This is a genomic window from Mycobacterium sp. NGS63, assembly GCF_059812295.1.
Genome location: NZ_JCALCJ010000001.1, coordinates 698,828 through 713,379 on the forward strand (window position 1 = coordinate 698,828; position 14,552 = coordinate 713,379).

The 14,552-nt window shown below is 72.3% G+C and carries 5 protein-coding genes; 4 read left to right on the top strand and 1 reads right to left on the bottom strand.

Annotated features, from left to right (window positions below; translation table 11 throughout):
* Positions 1–14 precede the first annotated feature (14 nt).
* From AC5Y4Z_RS03045 to AC5Y4Z_RS03060, 4 genes are all read left to right on the top strand, one after another.
* Positions 15–6,371, top strand: a complete 6,357-nt coding sequence (locus AC5Y4Z_RS03045) for an SDR family NAD(P)-dependent oxidoreductase (protein WP_499960785.1) — start codon at positions 15–17, stop codon at positions 6,369–6,371.
* A 3-nt stretch (positions 6,372–6,374) separates the two neighbouring features.
* Positions 6,375–9,434: a type I polyketide synthase gene (locus tag AC5Y4Z_RS03050; RefSeq protein WP_499960787.1), complete on the top strand. Its 3,060-nt coding sequence runs from the start codon at positions 6,375–6,377 to the stop codon at positions 9,432–9,434.
* A gap of 142 nt (positions 9,435–9,576) precedes the next feature.
* Positions 9,577–10,686: a type III polyketide synthase gene (locus AC5Y4Z_RS03055; RefSeq protein ID WP_499960788.1), complete on the top strand. Its 1,110-nt coding sequence runs from the start codon at positions 9,577–9,579 to the stop codon at positions 10,684–10,686.
* 347 nt (positions 10,687–11,033) lie between these two features.
* Entirely contained in the window at positions 11,034–12,761 is a 1,728-nt protein-coding gene (locus AC5Y4Z_RS03060; protein WP_499960933.1) for an NAD-binding protein, read from the top strand.
* Between the two features lie 11 nt (positions 12,762–12,772).
* Here the strand turns inward: AC5Y4Z_RS03060 and AC5Y4Z_RS03065 are convergent, their stop codons facing one another.
* A complete protein-coding gene (locus AC5Y4Z_RS03065) occupies positions 12,773–14,551 on the bottom strand; it encodes an ABC-F family ATP-binding cassette domain-containing protein (RefSeq protein WP_499960790.1) in 1,779 nt (592 codons plus the stop codon).
* Position 14,552 lies beyond the last annotated feature (1 nt).

The following is a 14,552-nucleotide window of genomic DNA, read 5'->3' on the forward strand; positions in this document are numbered from 1 at the left end:
GGAATGACCAAGGAATGACACCGAGCACCGAGAAGCACGTCGACTACCTCAAGCGCCTCACCGCCGACCTCCGGCGGACCCGGCGGCGGCTCGCCGAGCTCGAGGGCAAGCTGTCCGAGCCGATCGCGGTGGTGGGGATGTCGTGCCGGTACGCCGGCGGGGTGGATTCGCCGGAAGCGTTGTGGCAGATGGTGGTCGACGGCCGCGACGCCGTGAGCGACTTTCCCGCCGACCGGGGCTGGGACGTCGACGCGCTGTACGACCCGGACCCCGACGCGCAGGGCAAGATGTACACGCGCCGGGGCAGCTTCCTGCAGGACGCCGGCGACTTCGACGCGGGGTTCTTCGGCATCGGGCCCAGCGAGGCGCTGGCGATGGACCCGCAGCAGCGCCTCATGCTCGAGGTGTCGTGGGAAGCGTTGGAGCGGGCCGGGATTGACCCCCTCGGGCTGCGCGGATCGGCAACGGGGGTGTTCGCCGGGGTTATCCACGCCGGCTACGGCGGCGAGGTGAAGGGCGAGCTGGAGGGTTACGGGCTGACCGGCTCCACGCTGAGCGTGGCGTCGGGCCGGGTGTCCTACGTGCTGGGCCTGGAGGGTCCGGCGGTGTCGGTGGATACGGCGTGTTCGTCGTCCCTGGTGGCCATGCACCTGGCGGCGCACTCATTGCGTTCGGGGGAAACCGATCTGGCGCTGGCCGGCGGCGTGACGGTCATGGCCACCGCGGCCGCATTCGTGGAATTCAGCCGGCAACGGGCGCTGGCCCCCGACGGCCGCTGCAAGGTCTATGCCGGTGCCGCCGACGGCACCTCGTGGTCGGAGGGCGCGGGGGTGCTGGTGCTGGAGCGGCTGGCCGACGCGCGCCGGCTGGGGCATCCGGTGCTCGCGGTGCTGCGCGGGTCGGCGGTGAATCAGGACGGCGCCTCAAACGGGCTGACCGCCCCCAACGGTCCCTCGCAGCAGCGGGTGATCCGCGCGGCGCTGGCCGACGCCGGACTGACCGCCGCCGACGTGGACGTGGTCGAGGGGCACGGCACCGGAACGGTGTTGGGCGATCCGATCGAGGCCCAGGCGCTGCTGGCGACCTACGGGCGGGACCGGCCGGCGGATGCGCCGCTGTGGCTGGGATCGATCAAGTCCAACATCGGCCACACCTCAGCCGCGGCCGGGGTGGCCGGCGTGATCAAGATGATCCAGGCGATGCGGCACGGGCTGATGCCCAAGACCCTGCACGTGGATGCGCCCACGCCGCACGTGGATTGGTCCGCGGGGGCGGTGTCACTGCTGACCGAGCCCCGCCAATGGCCGGCCCGGCCGGCGCCCGACGGGCCGCGCCGGGCGGGGGTGTCGTCGTTCGGCATCAGCGGGACCAACGCCCACGTGATCATCGAGGAGGCCCCACCGGCGGAACGCGTTGCACCGCAAGCCGATACCGGCGAGCCGGTCGTGCCGTGGGTGGTGTCGGCCCGCTCGGAGCGGGCGCTGGCCGACCAGGCGGCGCGCCTGTTGGCGCACGTCGACGCGGAATCCGGCGCCGCCGACATCGGGTGGTCGCTGGCCACCACGCGGTCGACCTTCGAGCATCGGGCGGTGCTGGTCGGCGGCGACCGCGAGGCACTGCTCGAGGGACTGGCGGAACTCGCCGCCGGGAACCCGGCGCACGCCGCCGTGGGCATCGCGCGGTCGCCCGGCAAGACCGTGTTCATGTTCCCCGGCCAGGGCTCCCAAACGTTGGGCATGGGCGCCGCACTCTACGAGCGGTTCCCGGTGTTCGCCCGCGCCCTCGACGAGGCCCTGGCCGCGGTGGACCCCCACCTGCGGCTGCCGCTGCGGAGCGTGATGTGGGGGGACGACCCGGAGTTGTTGCAGAGCACCGAGTTTGCCCAGCCGGCGCTGTTCGCCGTCGAGGTGGCGCTCGCGGCGCTGTGGCGGTCCTGGGGTGTGGTGCCCGACGTGGTGCTGGGGCACTCGGTGGGGGAACTCGCCGCGGCGCACGTGGCCGGGGTGCTGTCGCTGGCCGACGCCGCGCGGGTGGTGGCGGCGCGCGGGCGGTTGATGGCGGCGCTGCCCGCCGGCGGTGTGATGGTGGCCGTCGCGGCCGACGAGGCCGAGGTGGCCCCGATGCTGACCGACGGCGTGAGCATCGCGGCGGTCAACGGCCCCGGGGCGGTGGTGCTGTCGGGCGAGCGGGCCGCCGTCGACGCGGTGGCCGATCGGCTGGCGCAGCGCGGCCGGCGCCTGCACCGGCTGGCGGTCTCGCACGCGTTCCACTCGGCGCTGATGGATCCGATGCTCGGCGACTTCGCCGCGGTGCTGGACGGGGTGTCGCCCGGCGAGCCGCGAATCACATTGGTGTCCAACGTGACCGGGCAGCCGGTCGGGCCGGGGTACGGGTCGGCGGCGTACTGGGTCGAGCATGTGCGCGAGCCGGTGCGCTTCCTCGACGGCGTGCGGACCGCCGAGTCGCTGGGGGCCGGGGTGTTCCTGGAGGTCGGCCCCGGCGCCGCGCTGACGGCGTCGGTGGCGCAGTCCGCGACCGTCCCGGTCGTCAGCACGATGGCCAAGGACCGCCCCGAAATCGATTCGGCCCTGCGCGCGGCGGCCAACCTGTTCGTCACAGGCGCCGCCATCGACTGGGCGGCGACGTTCGCCGGTCTGAGCCCGCGCCGGGTCGCGTTGCCCACCTACGCCTTTCAGCGCCGGCGGTACTGGCTGCCGGCCGAGCTGGTGGGCTCCAGCGACGTGGGCGCGTCGGGGTTGGTGGGGACCGAGCACGGCCTGCTGGGCGCGGTGGTGGAACGGCCCGACTCCGGCGGCGGGGTGGTGCTGACGGGCCGGCTGTCGGCGGTGGCCCAACCGTGGCTGGCCGACCACGCGGTGGCCGGGACGGTGTTGTTCCCGGGTGCCGGGTTCGTCGAGTTGGTATTGCGCGCCGGCGACGAGGTCGGCTGCTCGACGGTCGAGGAGCTGACGCTGTCGGCGCCGCTGCTCTTGCCGGCGCCCGCCGGGGTGCGGGTGCAGGTGGTGGTCGGCACCCCCGCCGAGTCGGGCCGCCGGCCGGTCTCGGTGTATTCGGCCGGCCTGCACGGGGATTCGGAGTGGGTGTTGCACGCCGAGGGCGAGCTGGGCGTGGCCCCGGTGGAGCCGACCACCGAGCTGTCGGTGTGGCCGCCGGCGGGCGCGACGGCCGTGGACGTGAGCGGTGGCTACGACCGCCTGGCCGAGCTGGGTTACCAATACGGGCCGGCGTTCCGGGGCCTGCAGGCGATGTGGCGGCGGGGCGAGGAGATCTTCGCCGAGGTCGCGGTGCCGCAGGCCGCCGGCGTCACGGTCGGCGGGTACGGCATCCATCCGGTGCTGCTGGACGCGGCCCTGCACGCGCTGGGGATGGACGACGAACGCGCCCAGGCCGCCTTGCCGTTCTCCTGGCAGGGCGTGTGCCTGCACGCGGCGGGCGCGCCGCGGGCCCGGGTGCGGCTGGCACCGGCGGGCGCGGGCGCGGTCTCGGTGGAGCTGGCCGACGCGGCGGGCCTGCCCGTGTTGTCGGTACACCAGTTGGCCCTGCGCCCGGTGTCGCCCGGGCAGCTGTCGGCGGGAGCGGGCCGCAGCGCCGGCGGGGGCCTGTTCGAGCTGGCGTGGTCGCCGGTGTCGGCAGGCCCCGAGCCCGCCGGCGAGGGCATTACGGTGTGGCAGTTGGGTTCCCACCACGGCGGAGCCCTGCCCGGCTCGGTGCACGCCGCCACGCACGAGGCGCTGGACGTGATGCAGTCCCGGCTGGCCAACGACGCGACGGGTCCGCTTGTGGTCCTGACCCGCGGGGCGGTCGGCCTGACGGACGAGGAGGTCACCGACCCGGCCGCCGCCGCGGTGTGGGGACTGGTGCGCTCGGCGCAGGCCGAGAACCCCGGCCGGGTGGTGCTGGTGGACTCGGACGGATCGCTCGATCTGGACGCCGTCGACGCCGTGATCGCCTGTGGCGAGCCGCAATTGGTCGTGCGCGCCGGCCAGGTGTATGCGCCCCGTTTGACGCCGACCGACACCGGGCCGCTGCTGGCATTGCCGCCGGGGGAGTGGCGGCTGGGCGCCGGTGAGGCGGGCACGTTCGAGGATCTGGCGGTGCGGCCCTGCCCGCGGGTGGACCTGGCCGCCGGGCAGGTGCGGGTGGCGATCGCCGCGGCCGGGGTGAATTTCCGTGACGTGTTGGTGGCGTTGGGCATGTATCCCGGCGCCGCCGAGCTGGGCGCGGAGGGCGCCGGGGTGGTGGTCGAGGTCGGGCCGGGCGTGACCTTGGCCGTCGGCGACGCGGTGGCCGGGATCGTGGGCCTGACGGGCTCCGAGGCGGTGGTCGACGAGCGCCTGCTGGCGCGCGTGCCGGAGGGGTGGTCGCTGGTGCAGGCCGCGGGCGTGCCGGTGGTGTTCCTGACGGCGCTGTACGGCTTGTCGGACCTGGCCGGGTTGCGCGCGGGGCAGCGGGTCTTGGTGCACGCCGCCGCCGGTGGGGTGGGCATGGCCGCGGTGCAGCTGGCCCGGCATTGGGGTGCGGAGGTGTTCGCGACCGCCAGCCGGGGCAAGTGGGACACGTTGCGCGCCATGGGCTTCGACGACGACCACATCGCCGACTCGCGGACGCTGGAGTTCGAGCGGAAGTTCCTGGCCGCCACCGGTGGGGCCGGGGTGGACGTGGTGCTCAACTCGCTGGCCGGCGAGTTCACCGACGCGTCGCTGCGCTTGCTGGTGCACGGCGGCCGGTTCATCGAGATGGGCAAGACCGACCCGCGCGACGCGGACCTGATCGCGCAGCGGCACCCGGGGGTGCGGTATCGGGCGTTCGACCTGATGGAGGCCGGCCCCGACCGCATCGCGGCGATGCTGGGCGAATTGATGGGCCTGTTCGCCGCCGGCGCGCTGCAGCCGTTGCCGGTCAGGGCTTTCGACGTCCGGCACGCCCCCGAGGCCTACCGCTTCGTCAGCCACGCCCGCCACATCGGCAAGGTGGTGCTGACCCTGCCCGACGGGCCCGGCGGCCTTGCCGGGGGGACGGCCCTGATCACCGGGGGGACGGGCATGGCCGGCGCGGCGCTGGCCCGCCACCTCGTCGGCCGTTACCGGGTTCCCCACGTGCTGCTGGTCAGTCGCGGCGGCGAGAACACCGACGGCGCGGCCGAACTCGTCGCCGAGCTGACCGGCGCGGGCGCGTCGGTGTCGGTGGCTGCCTGCGACGTCGCCGACCCGGCCGCGGTGGCCGCGCTGCTCCAGCAGGTGCCGTCCGCCTACCCGCTGCGCGGGGTGTTCCACGCCGCGGGCGTGCTCGACGACGGGCTGATCACCTCGCTGACCCCCGAGCGGCTGGACGCGGTGTTGCGGGCCAAGGCCGACGGGGCCTGGAACCTGCACGAGCTCACCAAGGACCTGAATCTGTCGGCGTTCGTGATGTTTTCGTCGATGGCCGGCATCGTGGGCGCACCGGGCCAGGGAAACTACGCGGCGGCCAACAGCTTCCTGGACGCGCTGGCCGCCTACCGGCGCGCGCGCGGACTGGCCGGGATGTCGGTGGCGTGGGGGCTGTGGGAAGAGGCCAGCGCCATGACGCGGCACCTCGGCGACGCCGACCGGGCCCGCATGAGCCGCCTCGGGCTGGCGCCCCTGCCCAGCCCACAGGCGCTGGCGCTGCTGGACGACGCGATGCTCGCCGACCGCTCGGTGCTGGTAGCCACCCGGCTGGACGCTTCGGCGCTGGGCCGCGCCGGGGCCGCGCTGCCGCCGCTGCTGCGCGGGCTGGCGGCCCGCCCGGTCCGGCGCGTCATCGCCGACGCCGGCGCCGCGTCCGCCTCGGCATCGGGGCTGCGCGCGCGCCTGGACGGCCTGACCGCCGAGCAGCGGCGCCGCGAGCTCGTCGACCTGGTGTGCGGCGACGCCGCCACCGTGCTCGGGCACGCCGATGTCGACGCCGAGCGCGCCTTCCAAGATCTCGGCTTCGACTCGCTGACCGCGGTGGAGCTGCGCAACCGGCTCAAAACCGCGACGGGACTGACCCTTTCGCCCACGCTGATCTTCGACCACCCCACGCCATCGGCGCTGGCCGAGCACCTCGACGCCCAGCTGGCCACCCCCACCGGCGAAGCGCCCGATCGGATGGCGCGTTTCAACGACGTCGCGGGCGAACTGCAAAAGCTGATCGATCAGCCGGGCTGGAGCCCCGAGGACAAGACGCTGCTGAACGCCCGCATCAATACGCTGCTCACCGCCGTGGGGCCCCCGGCCCCGGAGCCCGAGGACCTCTACGACGATTACCCGGACGACCTGCACGACGACATCGAAACCGCCACCGAGGCCGAGCTTTTCGCCATCCTCGACGAGGAAGTCGGTCCGTAGGCCGTGCCAGCGACGGATATTGCGGTGATCGGGCTGGCGTGCCGCTTCCCCGGCGCCGCCGACCCCCGCGAGTTCTGGCGTCTGCTTCGCGACGGGCTGGAGGCCACCCAACTGCCCGGCGACCCCGCCGAATTCGACGCGGACTTCTTCAACGTGTCGCCGCGCGAGGCCGCTGCCATGGATCCCCGACAGCGGCTGGCGCTCGAACTGGCCTGGGAGGCAATGGAAGACGCGTTCATCGTGCCGGAGACCCTGCGCGGCGACCGGGTCGGCGTCTATCTCGGCGCGATGACCGACGACTACGCGGCGTTGGCACTCGGGCAAGACGTCGACCATCACTCCTTCGCCGGGATCAGCCGGGCGATGATCGCCAACCGGATCTCCTACGCCCTCGGCCTGCACGGCCCGAGCCTGACCGTCGACTCCGGCCAGTCGTCCTCCCTGGTGGCCGTCCACCTGGCCTGCGAGAGCCTGCGGTCCGGCGAGTCGGAGCTGGCCGTCGCCGGCGGCGTCCACCTCAACCTGGCGGGCGAAACGGCCGCGCTGGAACGCGAATTCGGCGCGGTGTCGACCTCTGGCCACACGTACGCCTTCGACGCACGCGCCGACGGATACGTGCGCAGCGACGGCGGCGGCCTGGTGCTGTTGAAACCGTTGCGCGCCGCGCTCGACGACGGAAACCGCATCCGCGCCGTTATTCGCGGCGGCGCGGTCGGCAACGCAGGGCACACCGCGGCCGGGCAGACCGTCCCCTCCGTCGCGGCGCAGGCCGACGTCATCCGCCGCGCCCTCGCGTCCGCCGGACTCGAAGCCGACGGGCTGGACTTCGTCGAGGCCCATGGCACCGGCACCCCGGCCGGCGACCCGGTGGAGGCCCGGGCGCTGGGCGAGGCGTTCGCCGGGCGCCGCGAGCCGATCACCCTGGGCTCGGTCAAGACCAACATCGGCCACACCGGTGCCGCCGCGGGCATCGCCGGCCTGCTCAAGGCCGTGCTGGCGATCGAAAACCACGCCATCCCAGCGAACCTCAACTACGCGAGTCCGGTGGCCGATCTGGACGCGCTGGGGTTGCGGGTCGACACCGCGCTCACCCCGTGGCCGGCGGGCCGGCGACCAAGGCGGGCGGGAGTGTCGTCGTTCGGGATGGGCGGGACCAACGCGCACGTGATCCTCGAGGAGCCCCCCGAGCCGCCGCAAGATCCCGCCGTCGACGAGGTTCCCGGGCCGTCGGCCTGGGTGCTGTCGGGCCGTTCGGAGGCGGCGCTGGCCAACCAGGCCGCAAGGCTGCTGGCGCACGTGACCGACGACACCGCGCTGCAAACCGGCGACGTGGCCTGGTCGTTGGCAACCACGCGGTCGACCTTCGAGCACCGGGCGGTGGTGGTGGGCGCCGACCGCGACGCCCTCCTGGCCGGGCTGGCGGGTTTGGCCTCCGGCGGGCCGCGCGCCCACGCGGTCGCGGGCCGCGCCGGCGCACCGGCCAGGGCGGCGTTCGTGTTTCCCGGGCAGGGGGCGCAGTGCCTCGCGATGGGGGCGCAGCTGTGCGTCCAGTTCCCGGTATTCGCAAGGGCTTTCGCCGAGGCCGCCGACGCGCTGGACGGCCACCTGCGGCTGCCGCTGCGCGACGTTGTTCGCGGCAATGACCCAAACCTGTTGGACAACACCGAGTTTGCCCAGCCCGCGCTGTTCGCCGTGGAGAACGCGCTCGCGGCGCTGTTGCGGCACTGGGGCGTGGTCCCCGATGTGGTGCTGGGCCATTCGGTCGGCGAGATCACCGCGGCCCACGTGGCGGGCGTGCTGACGCTGGCCGACGCGGCCAAACTCGTGGCGGCGCGGGGGCGGTTGATGGCCGCGCTGCCGGCCGGCGGCGTGATGGTCGCGGTGGCCGCCGGCGAGGCCGAGGTGGCCCCGCTGCTGACCGACGGGGTGGCCGTCGCCGCGGTCAACGGCCCGAATTCGGTGGTGCTCTCGGGGGCGGAGGCGAACGTCGGCGCCGTTGCCCAAACCCTGGCGGCCCAGGGCCGGCGGGTGCGCCGGCTGGCGGTCTCGCACGCGTTTCACTCACCGCTGATGGACCCGATGATCGACGAATTCGCCGCGGCGGTGGCGGACCTGGCGCCGCGGGAGCCGCGAATCCCGGTGGTGTCCAACGTGTCTGGGCGGCTAGCGGCGCCCGGGTACGGGTCGGTGCGCTATTGGGTCGAGCACGTGCGCCGCCCCGTGCGTTTCGCCGACGGGGTGCGCGCCGCCGAGGAACTCGGCGCACACGTTTTCGTCGAGGCGGGCCCAAGCGGTGGCCTCGCCGCCGCGGTGGAGCAATCCCTGATCACCGATCGGCCCGCGGCGGTGGTCACGCTGAAAAGGGACCGCCCAGAGGCGGAATCGCTGCTCGCCGCGGCCGGCCGGTTGTTCGCCGTCGGCGTGCCCGTCGCCTGGAGCGCGGTCCTCCCGCGCGGACAACGGGTTTCGCTGCCGACGTACGGTTTTGCCCGGCAACGGTTTTGGCTGGGCTCGCACCCGGACCGGCCGTCCCCGGCCGCGGGCAGGCCGGCCGGGTTGGCCGGGCGGCTGCGGCAACTGGCGCCCGACGAGCGGCGCCGCGAGCTGGTCGAGCTGGTGCGCGCGCACGCGGCGGCCGTGTTGGGACATTCCGGCGGCCACGCCGTCGACGCCGAGCGGGCCTTCCAGGATCTTGGATTCGACTCCCTGACCGGGGTCGAACTTCGCAACCAATTGCGGGCCGACATCGGGCTGCCGTTGTCGCGCACGCTGATCTTCGACTATCCGAACCCCGCGGCGCTGGCCGATCACCTGGTCCGACAACTGTTGCGCGGCGGCCGCGAAGAGTCCGACGAAGAAAAGATCTGGGCGGTGCTGCGAAAGATTCCGCTTCGTGATCTTCGAAGAACCGGATTGCTCGACAAACTATTGCTGTTGGCCGGCGATCCGGAACAATCGTTTACCGATCCGACGGTCAGCGACGACACCATTGACTCGTTGAGCCCGGACGCGCTGATTGCGCTGGCCCTCGAGGCCGACGACTCCGACGACGCGCACCGCTGAACGCGGCGAAACCCCTGCTTGCGGAACTGATTACACGCTGCGCTTAACGGCTTATTTGACAAGCGTTGAATATCAACCATTTTGCGATACGGGCACCGACCTCTTAAACTTTCCAACGTTAAAGCGCGGGTCTCGGGGGCGGGTGAGAGCAAAGGTTTTCGTCCGGACGCGTCCTGAAAAAGGCAGGGGCATGAGCGTTATCGCAGGTGTGTTCGGTGCGTTACCGTCGCATCGGTATAGCCAGAGCGAGATCACCGATCAATTCGTCGAGTTCCCCGGGCTGAAGGAACACGAAGAAATCATTCGGCGTTTGCACGCCGCCTCGAAGGTGAACAGCCGTCATTTCGTCCTCCCCCTGGAGCGCTACGCGACGCTGACCGACTTCGGCGAGGCCAACGAGATCTTCATCGAAAACGCGGTGAACCTCGGCTGCGAGGCGCTGTTGGGGGCGCTGGAAGAGGCCGGCCTGGAACCCCAGGACATCGACCTGATCGCGACCACGACGGTGACCGGCGTGGCGGTGCCGTCGCTGGACGCGCGGATCGCCGGGCGGCTGGGGTTGCGCCCGGACGTGCGCCGGTTGCCGCTGTTCGGCCTGGGCTGCGTCGCCGGGGCGGCGGGGGTGTCCCGGCTGCACGACTACCTGCGCGGTGACCCCGACGGCGTCGCGGTGCTGATCGCCGTCGAGCTCTGCTCGCTCACCTACCCGGCGATGAAGCCGACGGTGTCCGGGCTGGTCGGCAGCGCGCTGTTCGGCGACGGGGCGGCGGCGGTGGTGGCCGTCGGTGATCGCCGGGCCGAACGGGTTCGCGCCGCCGGGCCGGACATCGTCGATTCGCGCAGCCGCATGTACCCCGAGTCGCTGCACATCATGGGCTGGAACGTCAACTCGTCGGGATTCCAGCTGGTGCTGTCCCCGGAGCTGACCAACCTCATCGACCAATACCTGGCCGACGACGTCAACGGGTTCCTGGCCACCCACGGGCTGGCCAAGGACGACATCGGCGCCTGGGTCACCCATCCGGGCGGCCCCAAGGTCATCGACGCGATCACCCGCAACCTCGAGCTCGGCCCCGAGGCGCTGGAGCTGACCTGGCGGTCGCTGGGCGAGATCGCCAACCTGTCGTCGGCCTCGGTGCTGCACATCCTGCGCGACACCATCGCCAAGCCGCCGCCCAGCGGCAGCCCCGGGCTGATGCTGGCGATGGGCCCCGGGTTCTGCTCCGAACTGGTGCTCCTGCGCTGGCGCTGATCAGGATCGGATTGACGTGCGCCGCTTGAGGCGTCATCATCCTCGCTATGCGCCCGGCGTGAGCTGCACCGCCGCACGCGAACGGCGACACCCGCGTGTGTCCTGGCGGCAAGGAGGTGTGGGCCGAATGAGTCCGTGCGACAGTCCGCGTCCAAGTTCGCCGTCCTCTGTATCCGGCCCCGGCACGGCCGCCACTTACCCCCTTCGCTAGCTCTTTCGGCCCCGCCGGCGCGCCCGTCCCATCCGATCCGCCCTGACGGGCGTCAAGAGCAGAAGTGGGTAGTGCCGTGCACGTCTTGCAACCCAAGTGGCGGGGCCAAAACGTCGACTTCGTCGACTTCGACGAATTGGATTTCCCCGTCGAACGTCACGTCATCGTCACCGGCGAGGACGCGCTGGCGACGACGATCGCCGAGGAGCTGACGAAGGCCGGGGCCAGCATTGTCCGCCTCGCCGGCGCCAAACTCGCCGAAGCCGGCGTCGCCAGCGCGCTCGCGGTCGTCTGCGCCGGCGACGACGACTCGGAGAATCTCGAAATCGCGCTGCTGGCAAGGAAAGCCAGTCCGGACGTGCGGGTGGTGGTGCGGCTCGACAACGACGTCGTGCGGGGGGCCATGGCCGCCGACAACGGGCCGGGGGCGATCCTCGACGTCGCCGACCTGGCGGCGCCTTCGGTCGTCGAGGCGTGCCTGGCCAAGACGACGCACCCGTTCGAGGCCGCCGGCATCGACTTCGCGGTCTGGGGCGGCGAAGCACCGCGTTCGGCGACGCTGCGCGATCTGCACGGCGGACTGGCCCCGGTGGCGGTCATCCGCGGCGAGAATTCGGAGAGCCCCGGTGACGTGGTGGCCTCCCCGGGCCGGGACCTGCTGGTGCAAGCCGGCGATTGGACGGTGCTGATCGGCACCGCCGAAGAGCTGGTTTCCCACGGCATAGAGGCCCCGGCACCGGCCGTGACGAGATCGCACACCCGGTTTTTGCGGCGAGCGCTTGACGCGGCGCGCACCGCGCGTGAGGACGTCAACCCCGCGTTTTATCCGGCCTTGGCGGTCGGGCTGTCGCTGTTGATCGGTTCGACGCTCATACTGCGCTTCAGCTACCAACGGGTTCCGGGGATGACGTGGCTCGACGCCCTGTATTTCAGCGCCGAGACCATCACGACGGTGGGCTACGGGGACTTCAATTTCGCCGAACAACCCACCTGGCTGCGACTGTTCAGCGTCATGCTGATGTTCGTCGGCATCACCACCACCGCGGTGCTGGTCGCGTTCGTCACCGACGTCCTGTTGTCGCGGCGCTTTGTCCATTCGGCCGGTCGCCGACGTGTGCGTCACCTGCGCGACCACGTCATCGTCGTGGGCCTGGGCTCGGTCGGTGTACGCGTGGTCGGGGAACTGAGCGCCGCCGGCTGCGACGTCGCCGTCATCGAACTCGACGACGAGAACCCGTTGCTGCCGGTGGCGGCCGGACTCGACGTGCCGGTGATCTTCGGTGACGCGACGATGGAACAGACGCTGCTGGCGGCCGGCATCGAACGCGCCCGCGCCGTCGCGGTGCTGACCCAGGACGACATGGTCAACATCGAGACCGGCATCGTGCTGCGCGAGATGTTGGGACCCGGACTGCTGCCCGCGCTCAACCGGCCCGATGTCCCGCTTGTGCTGCGCATTTACGATCGCGAGCTCGGCTTTTCGGTGGCCCAGCGGTTCGGCTTCGAATACGTTCGCTCCACCGTCGAACTGGCCGCTCCGTGGTTCGTCGGCGCGGCGATGGGACTGGAGGTGCTGGAGACGTTTTCCGTCGGGCAGAGCACCTACATGGTCGGAGCGATGCACATCGAGCCCGGCAGCGAACTCGATGGATTGCAGATGTTCGCCATGGGCACCCAGACCCGCGTCATCGCGATCACCCGGCCGACCGAGCCCGTCAGCCTGCACCCCGGCCGCGACGCGCACCTCGAAGCCGGCGACACCGCGTACGTCGTAGGGCCTTATCGGGATTTGCTGGATACGCTGCGCAAGGCCCGGCGGCGCGGGGCCGATGGTCAGCATCCGGTCGGAGCTCGGGAAGACTGACCGCGGCCCGGTCATTCGAGCCCTTCCGAGAGCTCCAACCATCGGCTCTCGGTCGCGGCGACGTCGCCTTCCAACGCCCTTAGCTCCTGGGTGAGCCGCGTCAGGCCGGCGTGGTCGGACTGGTCGTGGTCGGCGAGTTCGTGGTGCTTGGCCGCGACCCGGTCCGCCAGCCGGGCGAGCTGGCGGTCGACGGACGCGAGCTCCTTCTCGGCGGCGCGGCGCCGCGCGCCGGTCATCGCCTGCGGTCCTTGCGGTTCTGCCACGGGTGTGCCGGCCGGGGCCGCGGTCCGCCGCGCCGCCAGCCGCAGGTATTCGTCGATGCCACCGGGCAGGTGGCGCAGCCGGCCGTCGAGGATCGCGTACTGCTGGTCGGTGACCCGCTCCAGCAGATAGCGGTCGTGCGAGACGACGATCAGCGTGCCGGCCCACGAGTCCAGCAGGTCCTCGGTGGCGGTGAGCATGTCGGTGTCGACGTCGTTGGTGGGCTCGTCCAGCAGCAGCACGTTGGGTTCGGACAGCAGCGTGAGCATCAGCTGCAGCCGGCGCCGCTGACCGCCGGACAGGTCGCCGACGCGGGCGGACAGCTGGCCCCGGCCGAAGCCGAGCCGCTCCAGCAGCTGCGCCGGGGTGACGTCGCGGCCGTCGACCTGATAGCCGCCGCGCAGCCGGCCGAGCACGTCGGCGATCCGGTCGCCGTCGACCGCGGCCAGCGCCTCGCCCCGCTGGTCGAGCACGGCCAGCCGCACGGTCTTGCCGCGCTTGACCCGCCCGGTGTCCGGCGTGACGGTGCCGGCGATCAGGCCCAGCAGCGTCGACTTCCCGGCGCCGTTGGCCCCGACGATGCCGGTGCGTTCGCCCGGGGCGATGCGCCACTCGACGTCGCGTAGCACCGGGCGCCCGGCGAAGGAGACCGACACGTCGAGCAGGTCGACGACGTCCTTGCCCAGCCGCGCCGTCGCCAGCTTGGCCAGCTCGACGGTGTTGCGCAGCGGCGGCACGTCGGCGATCAGCTGGTTGGCGGCCTCGATCCGGAACTTGGGTTTGGACGTCCGCGCCGGCGGGCCGCGGCGCAGCCAGGCCAGCTCCTTGCGCATCAGGTTCTGCCGCTTGGCCTCGGCCGCCGCGGCCAGCCGGTCGCGCTCCACGCGCTGCAGCACGTAGGCCGCGTAGCCGCCGTCGAACGGCTCGACGATGCCGTCGTGCACCTCCCACGTCGTGGTGGCGACCTCGTCGAGAAACCAGCGGTCGTGGGTGACCAGCAGCAGCCCGCCGGTGTTGCGGGCCCAGCGTTGTCGCAGGTGGCCGGCCAGCCAGGTGATGCCCTCGATGTCCAGGTGGTTGGTGGGCTCGTCGAGGGCGATGACGTCCCATTCGCCGATCAGCAGCCGGGCCAGCTGCACCCGCCGGCGCTGCCCGCCGGACAGCGTGGCGACGGTGGTGTCCCAGGCGATGTCGGAGACCAGCCCGCCGACCACGTCGCGCACCCGCGGGTCGCCCGCCCACTGGTGCTCGGGTGCCGCGCCGACCAGGGTCCAGCCGACGGTGCGGCCGGGATCGAGGGTGTCGGCCTGGCTCAGCGCGCTGACCCGCAGCCCGCTGCGGCGGGTGACCCGCCCGGCGTCGGGCTCCAGTTGCCCGGTCAACAGGCCGAGCAGGCTGGACTTGCCGTCCCCGTTGCGCCCGACGATGCCGATGCGCGCGCCGTCGCCGACCCCCAGCGTGACCGACTCGAACACCACCTGAGTCGGGTATTGCAGACGTACGCCCTCGGCTCCCAGCAGGTGTGCCACC

Coding starts and splice junctions, on each gene's coding strand:
- AC5Y4Z_RS03045 (WP_499960785.1), top strand. CDS start 15: ATGACACCGAGCACCGAGAAGCACGTCGACTACCTCAAGCGCCTCACC.